The sequence below is a fragment of the Lutibacter sp. A80 genome (genome assembly GCF_022429645.1).
Taxonomy (GTDB): domain Bacteria; phylum Bacteroidota; class Bacteroidia; order Flavobacteriales; family Flavobacteriaceae; genus Lutibacter.
This window is the reverse complement of sequence record NZ_CP092480.1, coordinates 3,148,283-3,168,276: the sequence shown is the minus strand read 5'-3', so window position 1 is coordinate 3,168,276 and position 19,994 is coordinate 3,148,283. Positions and strand designations below refer to the sequence as shown.

Sequence of the window (19,994 nt, the reverse complement as noted above, 5' to 3'; positions counted from 1 at the left end):
ATCCAAAAGAAATTGGAAATTGAAAATTGTAATTTATATTAAGACGGATCTACTAAAAATAATGGTTGACCAAATTCAACTGGCGTACCATCTTCTACAAGAATTTTTACAATTTTACCTGTAACTTCTGCTTCAATTTCATTAAAAAGTTTCATTGCTTCAACCATACAAACTACAGTATCTGCAGCTATATTATCACCTACTTCAACAAACACTGGTTTATCTGGAGAAGGTTTTCTATAGAATGTTCCAATTATTGGCGAAGTAATTTCAATAAATTTAGATTCTTCTGCTTTTTCTTTAGCTACTGGAGTATCTTGAGTTTGAACTGGAGCTGCAACTTGACCAGGCATTGGCATTTGTGGCATTCCTATTGGTGCTTGTTGTACAATTGTAGTTTCTGTTTTGTCAGATCCAGTTTTAATGGTAATTTTAATGTCTTCCATTTCTAACTTAACTTCGCTTGCGCCAGATTTAGCTACAAATTTAATTAGATTTTGAATATCTTTTAATTCCATAATATTCACTTAGTTTTTAAAGTTAATTAATTTAAGAGTTGTATGCCCATTTTAGGTAAATAGATCCCCATGTAAATCCTCCTCCAAATGCGGCAAAAATTATTTTATCTCCTTTTTTAAGTTGTTTTTCGTAATCTGCTAGTAGCAATGGTAATGTAGCTGAAGTAGTATTTCCATACTTTTTAATATTCATCATTACCTTAGATTTGTCTATTTCAATTCTATTTGCTGTTGCTTCTATTATTCTTTTATTAGCTTGGTGTGCTGCAAGCCAATCTATAGTTTCTTTTGTTAAATTGTTACGTTCTAACATTTTTGCAGCAACATCTGCCATATTAAAAACTGCATTTTTAAATACGGTTTTTCCATCTTGATAAACAAAATTTTCTCTATTATCTATTACTTCTTTTGTAATAGGGTAACAAGAGCCTCCTGCTTTTGCTCGTAAAAAATTTCTACCCGAACCATCACTTCTTAAGTACTCGTCTTGTAGGCCAAGTCCTTCCTCATTTGGTTCAAATAATACTGCTCCTGCTCCATCTCCAAAAATTATACAAGTTGCTCTATCTGTATAATCAATCATAGATGAACATTTATCAGCTCCAATAAGTAACACTTTTTTATATCTTCCTGATTCTATATATTTAGCTGCAACGGACATTCCGTATAAAAAACCTGAACAAGCGGCTTCTAAATCAAAACCAAAAGCATTTGTAGCTCCAACTTCTGTTGCTACATAAGCAGCTGTTGCAGCGGCTTGCATATCTGGAGTTGCAGTGGCAACAATAACTAGTTCTATTTCTTTAGGGTCTAATTTTTTCTTATCAATAAGTTCTTGAGCGGCTTTAATAGCCATAAAGGAAGTTCCTAGTCCTTCTCCTTTTAAAATTCTACGTTCTTTAATTCCAGTTCTAGATGTTATCCACTCATCATTAGTATCTACCATTTCTTCTAACATTGCGTTAGTTAAAACATCTTCTGGAACATATTTTCCTACGGCTGTAATTACTGCGGTAATTTTTGTCATAATACGTTTCTTCTTAATAAAAAAAGAACTTCAAAGTAATGAAATTTATTTTTAATTATTTGCCAAATATATCATTTTTTAAAAAAAACGACTATATAAACAAAAAAACTCTCAAAAATGAGAGTTTTTTTTATACTTTAATGTAATAAACTAAGCTTGATTCTCTACTGAATCTATTACTATTTGGCCTCTATAATAAAGTTTTCCTTCATGCCAGTGAGCTCTATGATATAAATGAGCCTCACCTGTTGTAGGATCAACAGCTACTTGAGGAGCTACAGCTTTATAATGAGTTCTTCTTTTATCTCTTCTTGTTTTTGAAATTTTTCTTTTAGGATGTGCCATTACTCTTATTTTTTTCTATTAGTATGCTCTTTAATTTATTCCATCTAGGGTCAATAGCATTTGAATCGACATCTAAATGATTTTCTTCTGTATTATTATCTTTAATTTTAAATTCGTTTAATTTATCTAATATTTCAGATTTTAAGGTACCATCTTCTACACCTGGATGTACTTTTTTTATTGGTACTGCTAATACTATTGCCTCATATATATATTGTGCAATATTTAGTTTATAATCTGAATGTGGAATTATTAATAACTCTTCATTTTCATTATTAAATTCATCCCCAAATTTTACAATTAAAAAAATACTAGTTTCAATTGGTTGTTGAAATAATTCGTTTGTAATATCGCACGCTACTTCAACGCTACCTGAAAATGTAAATTCTAACTCAAATAATGTTGGTTTCTTTAAAAAAGATAAACTTACATTTACATTTGAATTGTAAAACTCTTCATAATTAAAAAAATCAAAGAACTCTTTACCTATATTATATTCAAACTGGTGAACTCCATCTTTTAAACCTATAAAAGAAATATCGAATTTTTTTAAATCTTTCATAATAGAACTTCAATTTGAGCGTGCAAAGATATAAAAATTATATCTACATTTTTTAATTAAAATAAAGAAATTTACAATTTTTATTTTCTTTGATTCGTTTTTAAAGTGTTTTCTGTCAAACTTTTATATTCTTCACGGGTTTTAAAAACTTTTATAGCAGTAAAAACTGCTTCTTTAAAAGAATTGTTATTTGCAATCCCTTTACCTGCAATTTCGTATGCTGTACCATGGTCTGGCGAGGTTCTTAAGCGACTTAAGCCTGCTGTATAGTTAACGCCTTCTCCAAAAGACAGTGTTTTAAAGGGTGCTAAACCTTGATCGTGATACATTGCTAAAATACCATCGAAGTTTTTATAATTGCTTGATCCAAAAAAGCTATCAGCTGCATACGGTCCATAAACTAATTTACCTTCATTTTGAATTTCTGAAATAGTTGGTCTAATAACTTCATCGTCTTCATTTCCTATTACGCCGTGATCTCCACAGTGTGGATTAAGCCCTAAAATTGCAATTTTTGGCTTAGGAATTGCAAAATCTTCAACAAGCGTATTATACAAAATAGCTACTTTCTTTTTAATTAAATCTGGTGTAATACTTTCTGAAACCTTAGCAATTGGAATATGCCCTGTAATTAAACCAATTCTAATAGAATCTGTCATTAAAATCATTAAACTTTCTCCTTCTAATTTAGATTCTAAATACTCTGTATGTCCAGGGAATTTAAAATTCTCTGATTGAATATTATCCTTATTAATTGGCGCAGTTACCAATACATCTATTGTTCCTTTTGCAAGTTCGTTTGTAGCTGATTGAAGCGACTCAAAAGCTAGCTTACCGGACATTTCTGTAGGCTTACCTAAGTTTAATTCAATATCTTCTTTCCAAAGATTTAAAATATTTACTTTACCATGTACAACATTATCAATTTGCCTTATTCCATTAAAAGGCACATTAATGTTTAAATTTTTCTTATAGTTTGTAATTAATTTTGCACTTCCAAATATTATTGGCGTACAAAAATCTAACATTCTTTTGTCTGAAAAGGTTTTCAAGATTATTTCTATTCCAATACCATTAAAATCTCCAATAGAAATCCCTAATTTTATTTTTTCAAATTTATCCATAAATACGGTTATAATGCTTAATTTTGAGACTTCAAAAGTAATCAAATAAATTAATAAAATTATGTTTACAGGTATAATAGAGAGCTTGGGAGTTGTTAAAAATATTATTAAAGAAGGTGATAATATACATATTACAATAGAAAGTAGTTTTACTTCTGAATTAAAAATAGACCAAAGTGTTGCACATAATGGGGTTTGTTTAACAACTGTTGCTATAAATGGAAATGAATATACTGTAACTGCAATAAAAGAAACCTTAGATAAATCGAATTTTAAACACCTTAAAATTGGAGATAAAATAAATTTAGAACGCGCTATGATTCTTGGTGCTAGGTTAGATGGACATATAGTGCAAGGTCATGTTGATCAAACAGCTATTTGTACAGACGTTGTTGAAGAAGATGGTAGTTGGGTTTTTAGTTTTGAATATGACCCTACATTAAATAACGTTACTATAGAAAAAGGATCAATTACTATAAATGGAACGAGTCTTACTGTTGTTAATTCTATAAACAACACATTTTCTGTTGCTATTATTCCTTATACTTATGATTTTACAAATTTCCATACTTTTAAAAAAGGTACTGTAGTAAATCTAGAATTTGATGTTATTGGAAAATATGTAGCTAAATTATTAGAAAAAAATAACTCTTAAAAAACAAACACCTTTTAGCTTTTCTATTGAAAATTAAATATCTCACAGTCTAACTTTTCTTCTTCAAATTTATTATTTGAAATACGATACTGAATTAATTTAAAATTAGAGAATTTATACATATTTGTTTTTTCAATTTTGTTTTTTGAGCGCTTATAGTATTCTAGTTTACTAAGTTTTGGTTTTTCATTATAATTATTTTCAACTAAACCATCCACCTTTTTAGCTAGTTGATCTATAGGTTTCTTTTTAGAACTTAAAGCCAAATAATATGAGACTTTACTTCTAAAACTAAATTTTATTTTAGCTAAAAAACAAGTATCTATTTTCTCTATTCGCATCGGTTTAAATTCCTTTGGCAAAATAATTTTAAGTAGATATTTAAAATGTTGTACATTATCAATATCTAATCTAAATTCACTCTTCTTCATATTATATTAAAAAATATTTGTTTTTAATCAATATTACATAATCATTTTAAGTTTATACTATTAATAATAAGCATATTAAATACAACTAACTAGCCAATAAAATAGAACTATTATTAGCAAACTAGTTTTGAATAAACAAACTTAAAATTTTAAAAAAAAGGCATTTAATAAATGCCTTTTTTTATAATTAAAATAATTTTATACCTATTGGTTGATTGCTTCTGGGTTTAAAATCACAAATTCTGTTCTTCTGTTTAATTGATGTTCTGCTTCTGTACATTCAACTCCATCGGAACACTTATTAACTAATTGTGTTTCCCCATAACCTTGACCTGTAATTCTTGAAGGATCTATACCTTGTGAAATTATCCATTCTACAGACGATTTTGCTCTTCTGTTTGATAATGCCCAGTTGTATTGGTCTGATGCTCTACTATCAGTATGTGAACCTGAGGCTATCTTTATGTTTGGATATTTTTTCATTATTTGTACCACTTTTGTTAATTCAATTGCAGCATCTGGACGAATAAACGACTTGTCTAAATCAAAATAAATTGGATCTATTTTTATCAATAGCTTACCATCTACATTTACAAACTCATTAGAGTCTAAACTTAAACCTAACTCTAATTCTAAATCGCGTTCATCTGTGGTGGTAAACACCTCACTATCTTCGCTGTAACTTTCTTTTGTCCCAACAACTTTATAGGCTGTTTCACAGTCTACTTTAAAACTGAATGCTGCAAACTTATCAGCTATTACACTTTCTAGTTTTTCTCCTTCTTCATCATATAATGTTACTAAGGCTCCTGGTAGTAATGCTCCTGATTGTTTTTCGCGTACTTGACCTGCTACTAACTGTTCACAAGGTAAGACGCTTTCTGTTCCTTCAAAATAATAAATATCATCATCGCCTTTTCCACCTTCTCTATTTGATGAAAAATGTCCCCAATTTTCTCCTGGCTTTTTTACAAACGAAAAATCATCACCTGCACTATTGATTGGATATCCTAAGTTTTTTGACGCTGTTAATGCGCCTGCTTCTTCAATTGGTGTTACATACACATCTAATCCTCCGTTCCCTTCAAAATAACCGTCTGATGAATAATAAAGCATATTATGCTCGTCTATAAATGGAAACATCTCTTTGCCTGTTGTATTTACATTTGGCCCTAAATTTTGTGGTGTACCATAACTACCATCTTCATTAATAGCTACTACAAATATATCTGTAGATCCTAATGTCCCTGGCATATCTGAAGTAAAATACAACTTATCTTCTTCTGCGTTTAATGATGGGTGTCCTGTTTGGTAATTATCGCTATTAAATGGCATAGGGGTTATATCGGTCCATTCGCCATCTTCACCTACTGTTGCTTTATATAACTGGATTAAAACCCAACCTTCTTCATCTTTTGTTATCGATTTATTTATATAGTTATTTCTTGAAAAATAAACCGTTTTTAAATCTTTAGTAAAGGCTACGTTAGATTCGTGATACTTTGTGTTTATTGTTTCTGAAAAACGCTCTACATCTATTAATTCTCCTTGCTCGCCTATGGTTCCTTTAAATAATTCTAGATAAGGTTGATGGTTGTAATACCAATTCCTTTTGCGTATCGATTTATCTTTTCTAGAGGAGGCAAATACTGCTTCATTTTCTCCATAATAGGCAACTCCAAAATCTGCTAATTTTGTGTTCTCAGAAATGTTTTTTATGGTATATTCAAATTCTTGTGCTTGTAAATAACTTGCACAAAACAATAGAACAATCAGTGTAATTTTTTTCATATTTCTGTGGTTTTTTATTAAAAGAATCTTGGACTCTTAACATTTTTTCTATTAAAGTCAAATAATAACAGTATCTCGTGAGATCCTGAGTTAAAATCGCCAAACTTTGTAATGGTATGATCATATGCATAACCTAATCTAAAGTCATTATTTACTTGAAAACCGATCATTCCACTTATTGAATCATCAAATCTATGTGACAAACCTAATTCAACTCTCTCATCTATTAATAAGTTTAACGATAAATCTACTGATAATGGAGCACCTTCTGTTGCTTTTATCATTGTTGATGGTTTTAATTTTAGATTATCTGCTATATCAAATACATATCCTGAGGTTAAGAAATAGTGCATCTTCTCTGATGCGGTACTTACAATTCCTCCGTCTTTTTCTAAATGACGTGTTTCTAAAAAGTTCGGTACAGATAATCCTGCATAAAACTTATCGGTATAATAATAAACTCCGGCTCCAAAATTTGGTGAGGTTTCGTGAACTGGTATATTTAATGGATCTGGATCTATCATTAGCAATTCCCGTACATCCATAAAGGTAACTCCGGCTTTTAATCCAAAGGCTAAGCGACCTGTACTTGATGTGAAAATTGTATAGGAAAAATCTGCATAAATATTGTCTTCTTTTACAGGACCTATTTCATCGTGTATTACTGATAATCCTAATCCTACTGCACGCCCTATTGGTGCGTGTGCTGCTAAAGTAAAAGTTTGTGGTGCTCCTTCTACTCCTACCCACTGTGTCCTTCCTAATATGCCTATACTTGGAACACCTTTGGATCCAGCATAAGCAGGATTTAAAATGTTCATATTGTACATATACTGTGTATATTGAGGGTCTTGCTGACCGTAAACAGTTGTCAGTGACATTAAGGCTAAAACCCCTAAAATTAATCTAAATTTTTTCATAAACATGGTTTAAAAAATATGGAAGGAAAGAGCGATCTAATAAACGCTCTTTCCTAAATTAGTGTTTTTATTTTCTTAAATAGATCCAACCTGTTTGAGGAGCTCTCTTCTTATCATTATCTCCAAAATAAATGGTGTAGAAATATGTACCTGTAGGAAGTACATCGTTAGAGAAGTTCCATCTTCCTGTTGAATATCCATCCCACCATGTTGGAACCGTATTAGGATTTCCATCATGTTTATACTCGTATACTTTATTACCATATCTATTTACAATTTCCATAGAGAAATTAGGATATAAAATTGGTAAAAATGGGATCTCAAATACATCATTCATTCCATCTCCATTTGGTGTAAATCCTTCTGGTAATATATTTGAAATAGGTTCAGTTCCTATACAACTTGTATTGTTAGTCAAATCATAATCAGTTTGATACATTGCTGTAATTTCTGCACAGTTTAAATAATCTCCTTCTGCATTTACAATAGCATCAATTAATAATATTTCAGTTTCACCATTCATTATAGTTCCAACATTCCATATTCCTGTAAAACTATCATACGTTCCTTTTGAAGAACTATAAGTCACAAAATCGTATCCTGATGGTAATAAATCAATTACTTCAACTTCTGTTCCTTCTATATTTCCATCATTAATCAATCTAATTTCAAAAGTAATAACTGATTCCACTAAAGGAGTTATATCGTCAGAAAGAATTGTTTTTTCAAGTCTTAAATCTAACTCTTGATATGGCACTGCAGATGCACAATCATAATCATCTTCACTAGCATCTCCATTTGCTGGTGTAGAATCTATATCTAGTTCATTTGCTGCCGTTATTTCTGCACAATTAACATATTCACCAGCTTCTAATACCTGTACTTCAATTGACAATACAGCTGTATTACGAACTTCAATAAAGCCTATATTCCAAATACCAGTTTCTTTATCATAGGTTCCAATAGTTGAGTTATAAATTCCGTAATAAGCATATCCAGAAGGAATCACATCAGTAACCTGAACTCCGGTTGCTTCAGTTGGTCCTTCATTCGCTACGTGTATTTCGAACGTAACCATATCACCTATTTCAAGGAATTCTAAATCTCCAACAACAGTTTTAGTTAAACTTAAATCTATATAAGCTGTTGGTACAATTGAAACACTTCCTACATTATTTGTAGTATCTGAATCTGATTGGTCTGCAATTACTGCACTTGTTGTGTTTGTAATTGTTTGTCCTAATGTTCCATCATTAACTGTTGCTGTTATGTTTAATGTTGCTGTTGCTCCATTTGCTAATTCTCCAATTGTCCACAATCCTGATCCATAATTATATGTTCCTGATGCTGTTGAATTACTTACATAAGTAACTCCTACTGGTAAATTATCTATTAAACTTACACCTGTTGCAGTACTTGGTCCGTTATTTGTAACTGCAATGGTATAAGTAATTGTATCGCCCTCATTTGGGGTAGCATTACTTACTGTTTTTACAGTTGCTAAATCTGAACTTGTTACTACAATTGTAGCGTTATCATCATCTTCTGTTAAGTTTGCATCTACTTGGTCTTGTGTATTTGACACTACATTTGTCAATGTCATACCTCCTTGATCCATTCCTACAATTGCTTCTATAACTATAGTTTCTTTTTCGCCTGATTCTAGTAAATCAACATTCCAATTTGGTGCGGTCCACGTTCCATCACTTGGCATAACATTCGCATAAGTTAAACCTGCTGGTAAAGCATCGGTTACTACTAAATTGGTAACTTTTGCTGGTCCATTATTTCTAACGGTTACGGTATAGGTTACTATATCTCCTGCATTTGGTGTAGCATTATCTACAACCTTAGTCAATACTATATCTGCATGGTTTTCTACAATTATTATTGCATCTAAATCATCTCCTTCTGTTGTTGGATCAATTTGGTTACCTGTTGCTGCTGTAGTTATATTCGTTATTGTTTCTCCAGCAGTATCTACATCAACAGTTGCTGTAATATTTAAGGTTGCTGTTGCTCCATTTGCAATGGTTCCAACTGTCCATATTCCTGATCCACTATTAAATGAATCTACTTGATCATCATTTACATAAGTAACACCTGCTGGTAATAAGTCTGTTAAACTTACATCTGTTGCATCACTTGGTCCATTATTAGTAACTGCAATACTATAAGTAATTGTATCTCCTTCATTTGGCGTAGGATCACTTACCGTTTTTACTGTTACTAAGTCTGATGTACCTGGCTGAACATCAATTGTTACCGTTGCAGTTGAACAATTAGGTACTGGAGCATCATCATCACAAATTGTATATGTAAATGAATCTAATCCAATAAAGCCAGTTGGTGGTGTATAATCAAATGTTCCTGGAACTGATCCTGGCACCACTGTACCACCATTTAAACTTGAATTATCATAAGCTGTAATAGTAGCATTATCAACAAATGTATCATTCATAGTAACATCTACAGTAGTAACTAATGTATTTTCAATAGTACTAGCAGAATCATTTACTGCAAAAGGATCTCCTTCATCAGTTACAGTAATATAAACGGTTGCCGTTTCACAACTGCTAGGAATATCATCATCACAAATTGTATATGAGAATGTATCCTCTCCAGAGAAACCTGGTGCTGGTATATATGTAAACGTTCCATCTAAATTATCTGTTATTACTGCTCCATTATCACCTGTATAAACAAAACTTCCAATAGAATATGTTGCATCATCTGTTAAAATATCATTAGCTAATGCATCTATTAATGTAGGTGTTGTTGTATCTTCCAATATTTCTACATAATCATCTACAGCTATTGGATCCCCTTCATCTATAATAGTAATTATAACTGTTGCTGTATCACATACTTCTGGTGACACTGCTGTATTACATACCATATAATCTAATGTTACAGTAGAACCTTCTTCTCCTGGAGCAGAAGTATAAGTCATCTCTCCAGTTTCTGGATTAAAGCTTACAACACCTTCCGCTGTACCAGTACCTGCATCTGTAATAGATAAATCTGTACTTGGTAAGAAGTCATCATTATCTAAAATGTTATGCGTTGTAGGCTCACCTTCATTTGCTTTCATTGAATCATCTACAGCTGTTGGTACTTTTGGATTTGGATCCGTAACATCTGGATTTCCATCATTGTCATCATCTGGATCTGTTATATCTGGATCTCCATCTCCATCTGTATCTTCTTGTACTGTAATTGTAACTGTTGCTGTATCACATACTTCTGGTGAAACCGCTGTATTACATACTATATAATCTACAGTTACTGTTGTTCCTTCTTCACCTGGTGCTGGCGTATAAGTCATCTCTCCTGTTTCTGGATCAAAACTTACTGTACCATCTGCACTTCCAGTTCCGGCATCTGTAATAGATAAATCTGTACTTGGTATAAAGTCATCATTATCGATAATCTTATGCGTTGTAGATTCTCCTTCAACGGCATTCATTGAATCATCGACTGCTGTTGGTGCTATTGGATTTGGATCTGTATTATCTGGATTTCCATCTCCATCTGTATCTGGATCTAATGGATCTGTTCCGTTATCTATTTCTTCTTCATTTGGAATGCCATCTCCATCACAATCATCTGCTAACCAAGCTGCATCTGCATTTGCTGTATTTTGAGTTGCTGAATTATATTCACAAGGGTCTAGTGGCGCAGTATCGCTTCCATCTGGATCACCATCTCCATCTGTGTCTGGATCTAATGGATCTGTTCCGTCTGTTATTTCTTCTCCATTTGGTACACCATCTCCATCACAATCATCTGCTAACCAAGCTGCATCTGCATTTGCTGTATTTTGACTTGCTGAATTATATTCACAAGGGTCTAGTGGCGCAGGATCACTTACGTCTGGGTCACCATCATTGTCATCATCTGGATCTGTTACATCTGGTATACCATCTCCATCTGTATCTTCTTGTACTGTAATTATAACTGTTGCAGTATCACATACATTTATATTACATACTGTATAATCTACAGTTACTGTTGTTCCTTCTTCACCTGGTATTGGTGTGTATTCCATCTCACCTGTTCCTGGATTAAAACTTACTGTACCTTTTGCTGTACCTGTACCAGCATTTATGATTGATAAATCTGTACTTGGTATAAAGTCATCATTATCGATAATCTTATGCGTTGTAGATTCTCCTTCAACGGCATTCATTGAATCATCTTCTGCTGTTGGTACTATTGGATTTGGATCTGTATTGTCTGGATTTCCATCTCCATCTGTGTCTGGATCTAATGGATCTGTTCCATTATCTACTTCTTCTCCATTTGGTACGCCATCTCCATCACAATCTGTTGCTAACCAAGCTGCATCTGCATTTGCTAAGTTTTGACTTAACGCATTATAATCACATGGATCGTTTGGATCTGTGCCACCTGTTATTTCTTCTCCATTTGGTACACCATCTCCATCACAATCTGCTAAGTACCAAGCACTTGTTGTATCGTTTAAGTCTACATTCGCTACGTTTCCGCCTTCACATGGATCGTTTGGATCTGTTCCATTATCTACTTCTTCTCCATTTGGTACGCCATCTCCATCACAATCATCTGCTAACCAAGCTGCATCTGCATTTGCTGTATTTTGACTTGCTGAATTATATTCACAAGGGTCTAGTGGGGCAGGATCACTTACGTCTGGGTCACCATCATTGTCATCATCTGGATCTGTTACATCTGGTATACCATCTCCATCTGTATCTTCTTGTACTGTAATTGTAACTGTTGCTGTATCACATACTTCTGGTGAAACCGCTGTATTACATACTGTATAATCTACTGTTACTGTTGTTCCTTCTTCACCTGGTATTGGTGTGTATTCCATCTCACCTGTTCCTGGATTAAAACTTACTGTACCTTTTGCTGTACCTGTACCAGCATTTATAATTGATAAATCTGTACTTGGTATAAAATCATCATTATCGATAATCTTATGCGTTGTAGATTCTCCTTCAACGGCATTCATTGAATCATCTTCTGCTGTTGGTACTGTTGGATTTGGATCTGTATTGTCTGGATTTCCATCTCCATCTGTGTCTGGATCTAATGGATCTGTTCCGTTATCTATTTCATCTTCATTTGGAATGCTATCTCCATCACAATCTGTTGCTAACCAAACTGCATCTGCATTTGCTAAGTTTTGACTTAACGCATTATAATCACATGGATCGTTTGGATCTGTGCCGTTTGGACCTGGTGTTCCATCTCCATCAGGATCTACTTCTTCTCCATTTGGTACGCCATCGCCATCACAATCTGCTGCTAACCAAGCTGCATCGGCATTTGCTAAGTTTTGAGTTGCTGTATCGTAAGAACATGGATTGTTTGGTTCTGGATCACTTCCGTTTGGATCTCCATCGCCATCACAATCAGCTGTTAACCAATCACCACCTTGTGTTTCTGTTACACTTGTTGTAATATAATCACATGGATCGTTTGGATCTGTGCCGTTTGGACCTGGTGTTCCATCTCCATCAGGATCTACTTCTTCTCCATTTGGTACGCCATCGCCATCACAATCTGCTGCTAACCAAGCTGCATCGGCATTTGCTAAGTTTTGAGTTGCTGTATCGTAAGAACATGGATTGTTTGGTTCTGGATCACTTCCGTTTGGATCTCCATCGCCATCACAATCAGCTGTTAACCAATCACCACCTTGTGTTTCTGTTACACTTGTTGTAATATAATCACATGGATCGTTTGGATCTGTGCCGTTTGGACCTGGTGTTCCATCTCCATCAGGATCTACTTCTTCTCCATTTGGTACGCCATCTCCATCACAATCTGCTGCTAACCAAGCTGCATCGGCATTTGCTAAGTTTTGAGTTGCTGTATCGTAAGAACATGGATCGTTTGGTTCTGGATCACTTCCGTTTGGATCTCCATCGCCATCACAATCAGCTGTTAACCAATCACCACCTTGTGTTTCTGTTACACTTGTTGTAATATAATCACATGGATCGTTTGGATCTGTTCCTTCTGTAATTTCTGTTCCATCTAACACACCGTCTCCATCTGTATCTGGATTATTTGGATCTGTGCCGTTTGGACCTGGTGTTCCATCTCCATTAGGATCTACTTCTTCTCCATTTGGTACGCCATCTCCATCACAATCTGCTAAGTACCAAGCACTTGTTGTATCGGTTAAATCTACATTCGCTACGTCTCCGCCTTCACATGGATCGTTTGGATCTGTGCCGTTTGGACCTGGTGTTCCATCTCCATCAGGATCTACTTCTTCTCCATTTGGTACACCATCTCCATCACAATCTGCTGTTAACCAATCACCACCTTGTGTTTCTGTTACACTTGTTGTAATATAATCACATGGATCGTTTGGATCTGTTCCATCTGTAATTTCTGTTCCATCTAACACACCGTCTCCATCTGTATCTGGATTATTTGGATCTGTACCGTTTGGACCTGGTGTTCCATCTCCATCAGGATCTACTTCTTCTCCATTTGGTAATCCATCATTATCACAATCGGCTGTTAACCAATCACCACCTTGTGTTTCTGTTACACTTGTTGTAATATAATCACATGGATCGTTTGGATCTGTATTATCTGTAATTTCTGTTCCATCTAACACACCGTCTCCATCTGTATCTGGATTATTTGGATCTGTACCGTTTGGACCTGGTGTTCCATCTCCATCAGGATCTACTTCTTCTCCATTTGGTAATCCATCATTATCACAATCGGCTGTTAACCAATCACCACCTTGTGTTTCTGTTACACTTGTTGTAATATAATCACATGGATCGTTTGGATCTGTATTATCTGTAATTTCTGTTCCATCTAACACACCGTCTCCATCTGTATCTGGATTATTTGGATCTGTGCCGTTTGGACCTGGTGTTCCATCTCCATCAGGATCTACTTCTTCTCCATTTGGTACACCATCTCCATCACAATCAGCTGTTAACCAATCACCACCTTGTGTTTCTGTTACACTTGTTGTAATATAATCACATGGATCGTTTGGATCTGTTCCTTCTGTAATTTCTGTTCCATCTAACACACCGTCTCCATCTGTATCTGGATTATTTGGATCTGTGCCGTTTGGACCTGATGTTCCATCTCCATTAGGATCTACTTCTTCTCCATTTGGTAATCCATCATTATCACAATCAGCTAAGTACCAAGCACTTGTTGTATCGGTTAAATCTACATTCGCTACGTCTCCGCCTTCACATGGATCGTTTGGATCTGTGCCGTTTGGACCTGGTGTTCCATCTCCATCAGGATCTACTTCTTCTCCATTTGGTACACCATCTCCATCACAATCTGCTGTTAACCAATCACCACCTTGTGTTTCTGTTACACTTGTTGTAATATAATCACATGGATCGTTTGGATCTGTTCCATCTGTAATTTCTGTTCCATCTAACACACCGTCTCCATCTGTATCTACATCTTCTCCTACAACTACAGTTACTTCTGCTTCTTCACAGTTTGATGGTGCTGCTGTTTCACATATTGTATAATCTATTGTATAAGTTCCTGGCGCTGTTCCTGCAGCTACAGTAACATCTCCGTTTGCATCTATTGATAATTCTGTTGTTGCTGTTGACGTAATTGTAACATCATCTGAATCTACTGCAACTCCGTTAAGCGTATCATTTTCTAATATATCACTGATCGTTTTTCCATCAACACCCTCTTGGTAAGTTAATGTATAACTATCATCTTCGGCAACTATCGCTGTTGCTGCTCCTACAACTACTGTTACTTTTGCATCTTCACAATTTGATGGTGCTGCTGTTTCACATATTGTATAATCTATTGTATAAGTTCCTGGCGCTGTTCCTGCAGCTACAGTAACATCTCCGTTTGCATCTATTGATAATTCTGTTGTTGCTGTTGACGTAATTGTAACATCATCTGAATCTACTGCAACTCCGTTAAGCGTATCATTTTCTAATATATCACTGATCGTTTTTCCATCAACACCCTCTTGGTAAGTTAATGTATAACTATCATCTTCGGCAACTATCGCTGTTGCTGCTCCTACAACTACTGTTACTTTTGCATCTTCACAATTTGATGGTGCTGCTGTTTCACATATTGTATAATCTATTGTATAAGTTCCTGGCGCTGTTCCTGCAGCTACAGTAACATCTCCGTTTGCATCTATTGATAATTCTGTTGTTGCTGTTGACGTAATTGTAACATCATCTGAATCTACTGCAACTCCGTTAAGCGTATCATTTTCTAATATATCACTGATCGTTTTTCCATCAACACCCTCTTGGTAAGTTAATGTATAACTATCATCTTCGGCAACTATCGCTGTTGCTGCTCCTACAACTACTGTTACTTTTGCATCTTCACAATTTGATGGTGCTGCTGTTTCACATATTGTATAATCTATTGTATAAGTTCCTGGCGCTGTTCCTGCAGCTACAGTAACATCTCCGTTTGCATCTATTGATAATTCTGTTGTTGCTGTTGACGTAATTGTAACATCATCTGAATCTACTGCAACTCCGTTAAGCGTATCATTTTCTAATATATCACTGATCGTTTTTCCATCAACACCCTCTTGGTAAGTTAATGTATAACTATCATCTTCGGCAACTATCGCTGTTGCTGCTCCTACAACTACTGTTACTTTTGCATCTTCACAATTTGATGGTGCTGCTGTTTCACATATTGTATAATCTATTGTATAAGTTCCTGGCGCTGTTCCTGCAGCTACAGTAACATCTCCGTTTGCATCTATTGATAATTCTGTTGTTGCTGTTGACGTAATTGTAACATCATCTGAATCTACTGCAACTCCGTTAAGCGTATCATTTTCTAATATATCACTGATCGTTTTTCCATCAACACCCTCTTGGTAAGTTAATGTATAACTATCATCTTCGGCAACTATCGCTGTTGCTGCTCCTACAACTACTGTTACTTTTGCATCTTCACAATTTGATGGTGCTGCTGTTTCACATATTGTATAATCTATTGTATAAGTTCCTGGCGCTGTTCCTGCAGCTACAGTAACATCTCCGTTTGCATCTATTGATAATTCTGTTGTTGCTGTTGACGTAATTGTAACATTAGCTGGATCAACTGCAACTCCGTTAATCTTATCATTTTCTAATACATCTCCTAAAGTTATTCCATCAACACCATCTTGGTAACTTACTGAATAACTATCATCGTCTGCTAACACACAATTTTTAACCGATACCGTAGTATTTATAGTTAATGCTAAATCACAATCACCATTATTTACATTAGTTAAATCTAAAGTAGTATCTGCAGTTATTCCAGAAACTGTTACTTCTACAGTACCTCCTGTACCTATTTCTATAGTTTGATCTGTTCCTGAACCAACTGTATATGTTACTATATCTCCTGCTGTTCCTGTTATTGTAAACACAGCATCTTCTCCAACACATACAGGACTGTTTGAAGCAATTGTTGCTGCTGTTGGTAAATCACCAACAGTTAACGTAATACTTTCTTCTACACTACAACTATTATTAGTTGTTGTAACTTCTAATCTATATTCATTACCATTTAACGCACTAGTGGCATTTGTAATGGTTAAACTTGCTGTACTTGTTCCACTATATGGGCTATCATCTGTTAACGCAGTAGTGCCTAAATACCATTGGTAAATATACTCTGCTTCTGGTATTGATTCAGTTGTATCATCATTTATTGCACCTGTAGAACCAAAATCTGTAACTCTTAATCCTGTAGGAGTAGCTGTTAAAGTAATGTTTGAATTTTCACAAACTTCTAGTGTACTTGGTGCAATTGTTATTTCGCTAATTACATCACTTGTAAGCACTGCTGTAGTAGCATCTTGACCTCCACTTACAGCTGTTGGCACTCCATTTGCATCAACAGTACCGTTAATACTTCCGTTTGAATTTAAATCATCATTTGTTATACTGCCATCAGCCTCAATTGCATCAGGACATCCATCATTATCGCTATCTGCATCTAAATAATTTGGAATACCATCTCTATCTGTATCAAGAACACAAGTTTGTTCAACTTTACCATTTATGAAATCGAAATCATCTGCTTTTAACGCAAAGCCTATTTCTACAACTTGACCAATTGAAATTTCAACTGGAAGTGTAATTAGTATATTGGCATATCTTTCTGGATTATCTTCATAAGTAGTATCAAAATCTGTATGATCAATGTATGCATTTCCTTGAGAAGATGGTAGTGAATTGATAAATGTTGCACCATTAGATGCAACAATTAATGCATCACCTCCATTATCTGTAGCATTATCATTATTAGAACCACCATCATTTGGAGTTGTAATAGTTAAATAAGTAATATTATCCACTTTAACAGTAAGCACTGCTTCTGTATTACTACCTGTATAAATAGAACCACTTCTACCATTATTCCATCTAACATCAAAACTCAATTTATCAGTATCTAAAGTTAATTCGTCTGCATCGCAAATATCTTCAATGGTATACTGCCTAGTTAAAATATATGGATTACCATCGCCATCACCATTTACAATACTACTTCCAGTTAAGCTAGGTAAATCTTTATCTTTCGACTCTTCAGTATCTAAAATACCATCATTATCATCATCTAAATCACAAATATCATTTATTCCATCTCCATCAGTGTCTGTTCCTGCCGGATCAGTACAAGGGTCTACAGTTGCTTTAATACCAAAATCTAGTGAATCAGCCGTTAAACTAGGCACATTTAAACTTCCATCAACAACTCCACCTTCATTTGTATATTCCCAATTTGTTGGTAATTCATTAGTTGGCGCAGGACTACCTTCCGTTCCTTGGCTTGTACTTAATTCAAATGTATAATCAACTAAAGCATCGTCTAAAGTTACAGTATAAGTACCATCACTTGCTACAGTAGCTGTAGCTACTACATTACCTGTTGAATCTACAACATTTATATATAATTGTGTACTTCCTGGAGAACCAATACCTGTTCCGTCTACGGTACCATTATCATTTGTATCGTTATAAACAGTACCAGAATAGATAACACCACCATCTGCCGTTGGACAATTGGTTGGTTCTATAGTTGGCGCTACACCTCCGTAGGTAACATTAGACTCAAAGGTCAACGCTGAAGGATTTGCAAACATACCACTTTCATTACTATTTGCAGAATTAGAATTTGTAAAATTCAGATTTGGCCCAACAATTCCACTATTAGCAGTTCTCTGGTTTGTCCATTCAAAATAACCTTGAAGATTTGGATCAGAAGGACCTACAAGATTTCCATCTTGAGAAATACCCGTTCCACTATTAACAATAACTGCCCCTTGATTATAAAAAGTACCTCCACCTAAATTAACATAACCATCAATTTCAAAAGTACCGTAATTGCTAATTTTAGAGGCTGAATTACCAAAATCAATAGCTTGAGTAGTAAACGTTCCTGTATTAATTACCTGCCCTCCATTATTTAAATTAAATTTACCAGAATATATTCCACAGTTAATATATGAGGAAATACTGTTGGAGTTATAATTACCAGTAATAGAAAGATTTCCAGAATTTATAAATTGAGCTTTACCAGCAGAAATATTAAGATTATTAGAAATGTCCATTACCTCATTGTTCTCTATGGTAATTACGGCGTTTGAATTTTGAAATTGCAATGTACCTGGATTAAAAGTTCCATTATTGGTAATATTCATAACATCACCATTTAAGGTTAATGTATTGGTTGTCATTAAACCTCCAGGAGCAATGGTAATATCCATATCACTAGCCCAAGTAGGATTTTGACCTACATTTAATGTACCTTGTACATCTATAGTAAACATACCTGAACCAGAATAATTATTGGCACCCAAATTTAACGTTGCTCCTGAAGCAACACATATAGAAGCACCATCACCAAATGTAATATCTCCATTAATAGTAGCATCCGCTGTAAAACAAGTTTTTGTACCTGCTGCAAATGTATAGTTCCCACTAATAGAAGGGTTTGTAACGTCACAATCAGTACACTGCGCGTAGGCTGTTTGTGAAGAAGCAATTGCTATTAAAAATGTAAAATAAAGTAATACGTAAAATTTTTTCATAAAATTTATTCTTTAATTCATTGTTATAATTTAGAACGCAACCTAAATTGCAGTATCTATATTTTTTATTACTTATTAGTTGTATTTATAGGTATACACTTCAAATTCTTTTATTTTTTTCTGAATATGAAAAACATATCAATACTTTATAAACACAAGAAATTTTAAAAAAATTACAATAAAAAAACCCTAAAATTTAAACTAATCAAAAATTGGTAGTTTAACTTTTTAGGGGTTATTATAAGTTAACATTATAATTATTTTAAAAAATATTATTCGGCAAAATTACGTTAAGAGTTTCTTGTTACAAACGGTTATAATAACTGTTTTCCGCTAAACAGACAGAACACAAACTATTGATTAACTTACACTTATGCTTCAACACACGTACTTCTATAAATTTTTGAAAATTGAATGTTTATTGACGGGAAAACAACTGTTACACTTGTTAAAATTTTAATGCATAACAGAAAAGACATATACTAATACTAGTATAAAATATTATGAATTGAATAATAAGGCTTTAAAATAAG

10 protein-coding genes are annotated in these 19,994 nt (G+C 34.1%); 1 reads left to right on the top strand and 9 read right to left on the bottom strand.

Annotated elements, in window-relative coordinates:
* Nucleotides 1-38: 38 nt before the first annotated feature.
* The 5 genes from accB to pdxA all read right to left on the bottom strand — a co-directional run bounded on the left by accB (nucleotide 39) and on the right by pdxA (nucleotide 3,576).
* Nucleotides 39-518, bottom strand: coding sequence for an acetyl-CoA carboxylase biotin carboxyl carrier protein (accB, locus tag MHL31_RS13090; RefSeq protein ID WP_240226395.1), 480 nt, complete (start codon nucleotides 516-518; stop codon nucleotides 39-41).
* A gap of 31 nt (nucleotides 519-549) precedes the next feature.
* The gene (locus MHL31_RS13085; RefSeq protein WP_240226394.1) at nucleotides 550-1,545 is read right to left on the bottom strand and encodes a beta-ketoacyl-ACP synthase III; all 996 of its coding nucleotides are present in this window, start codon (nucleotides 1,543-1,545) and stop codon (nucleotides 550-552) included.
* Nucleotides 1,546-1,695: 150 nt separating this feature from the next.
* Nucleotides 1,696-1,890, bottom strand: a complete 195-nt coding sequence (gene rpmF, locus MHL31_RS13080; protein WP_115877909.1) for a 50S ribosomal protein L32 — start codon at nucleotides 1,888-1,890, stop codon at nucleotides 1,696-1,698.
* On the bottom strand, nucleotides 1,877-2,452 hold the full coding sequence (locus tag MHL31_RS13075; protein WP_240226393.1) for a DUF177 domain-containing protein: 576 nt from the start codon (nucleotides 2,450-2,452) through the stop codon (nucleotides 1,877-1,879). Before MHL31_RS13075 ends, rpmF begins: the two co-directional genes overlap by 14 nt.
* 80 nt (nucleotides 2,453-2,532) lie before the next feature.
* Nucleotides 2,533-3,576, bottom strand: coding sequence for a 4-hydroxythreonine-4-phosphate dehydrogenase PdxA (gene pdxA, locus MHL31_RS13070; RefSeq protein WP_240226392.1), 1,044 nt, complete (start codon nucleotides 3,574-3,576; stop codon nucleotides 2,533-2,535).
* Nucleotides 3,577-3,637: 61 nt separating this feature from the next.
* On the opposite strand from pdxA, the gene MHL31_RS13065 reads away from it, so the two are divergent.
* Complete coding sequence (locus MHL31_RS13065; protein WP_240226391.1) at nucleotides 3,638-4,231, top strand: riboflavin synthase; 594 nt, start codon at nucleotides 3,638-3,640, stop codon at nucleotides 4,229-4,231.
* A 23-nt stretch (nucleotides 4,232-4,254) separates the two neighbouring features.
* On the opposite strand, the gene MHL31_RS13060 is transcribed toward MHL31_RS13065, so the two are convergent.
* From MHL31_RS13060 to MHL31_RS13045, 4 genes are all read right to left on the bottom strand, one after another.
* Nucleotides 4,255-4,662, bottom strand: coding sequence for a hypothetical protein (locus MHL31_RS13060; RefSeq protein ID WP_240226390.1), 408 nt, complete (start codon nucleotides 4,660-4,662; stop codon nucleotides 4,255-4,257).
* Between the two features lie 204 nt (nucleotides 4,663-4,866).
* A complete protein-coding gene (locus MHL31_RS13055) occupies nucleotides 4,867-6,453 on the bottom strand; it encodes an OmpA family protein (protein WP_240226389.1) in 1,587 nt (528 codons plus the stop codon).
* A 17-nt stretch (nucleotides 6,454-6,470) separates the two neighbouring features.
* Entirely contained in the window at nucleotides 6,471-7,373 is a 903-nt protein-coding gene (locus MHL31_RS13050) for a type IX secretion system membrane protein PorP/SprF (protein ID WP_240225804.1), read from the bottom strand.
* Between the two features lie 67 nt (nucleotides 7,374-7,440).
* Nucleotides 7,441-19,461 (bottom strand): Ig-like domain-containing protein, encoded by a 12,021-nt coding sequence (locus MHL31_RS13045; RefSeq protein ID WP_240226388.1) that lies wholly within the window; start codon nucleotides 19,459-19,461, stop codon nucleotides 7,441-7,443.
* Nucleotides 19,462-19,994 lie beyond the last annotated feature (533 nt).

Excerpts from the sequence above, each read along its gene's own strand:
- accB (WP_240226395.1), bottom strand. The coding sequence starts at position 518 with ATGGAATTAAAAGATATTCAAAATCTAATTAAATTTGTAGCTAAATCT.
- MHL31_RS13085 (WP_240226394.1), bottom strand. The coding sequence starts at position 1,545 with ATGACAAAAATTACCGCAGTAATTACAGCCGTAGGAAAATATGTTCCA.
- rpmF (WP_115877909.1), bottom strand. The coding sequence starts at position 1,890 with ATGGCACATCCTAAAAGAAAAATTTCAAAAACAAGAAGAGATAAAAGA.
- MHL31_RS13075 (WP_240226393.1), bottom strand. The coding sequence starts at position 2,452 with ATGAAAGATTTAAAAAAATTCGATATTTCTTTTATAGGTTTAAAAGAT.
- pdxA (WP_240226392.1), bottom strand. The coding sequence starts at position 3,576 with ATGGATAAATTTGAAAAAATAAAATTAGGGATTTCTATTGGAGATTTT.
- MHL31_RS13065 (WP_240226391.1), top strand. The coding sequence starts at position 3,638 with ATGTTTACAGGTATAATAGAGAGCTTGGGAGTTGTTAAAAATATTATT.
- MHL31_RS13060 (WP_240226390.1), bottom strand. The coding sequence starts at position 4,662 with ATGAAGAAGAGTGAATTTAGATTAGATATTGATAATGTACAACATTTT.
- MHL31_RS13055 (WP_240226389.1), bottom strand. The coding sequence starts at position 6,453 with ATGAAAAAAATTACACTGATTGTTCTATTGTTTTGTGCAAGTTATTTA.
- MHL31_RS13050 (WP_240225804.1), bottom strand. The coding sequence starts at position 7,373 with ATGAAAAAATTTAGATTAATTTTAGGGGTTTTAGCCTTAATGTCACTG.
- MHL31_RS13045 (WP_240226388.1), bottom strand. The coding sequence starts at position 19,461 with ATGAAAAAATTTTACGTATTACTTTATTTTACATTTTTAATAGCAATT.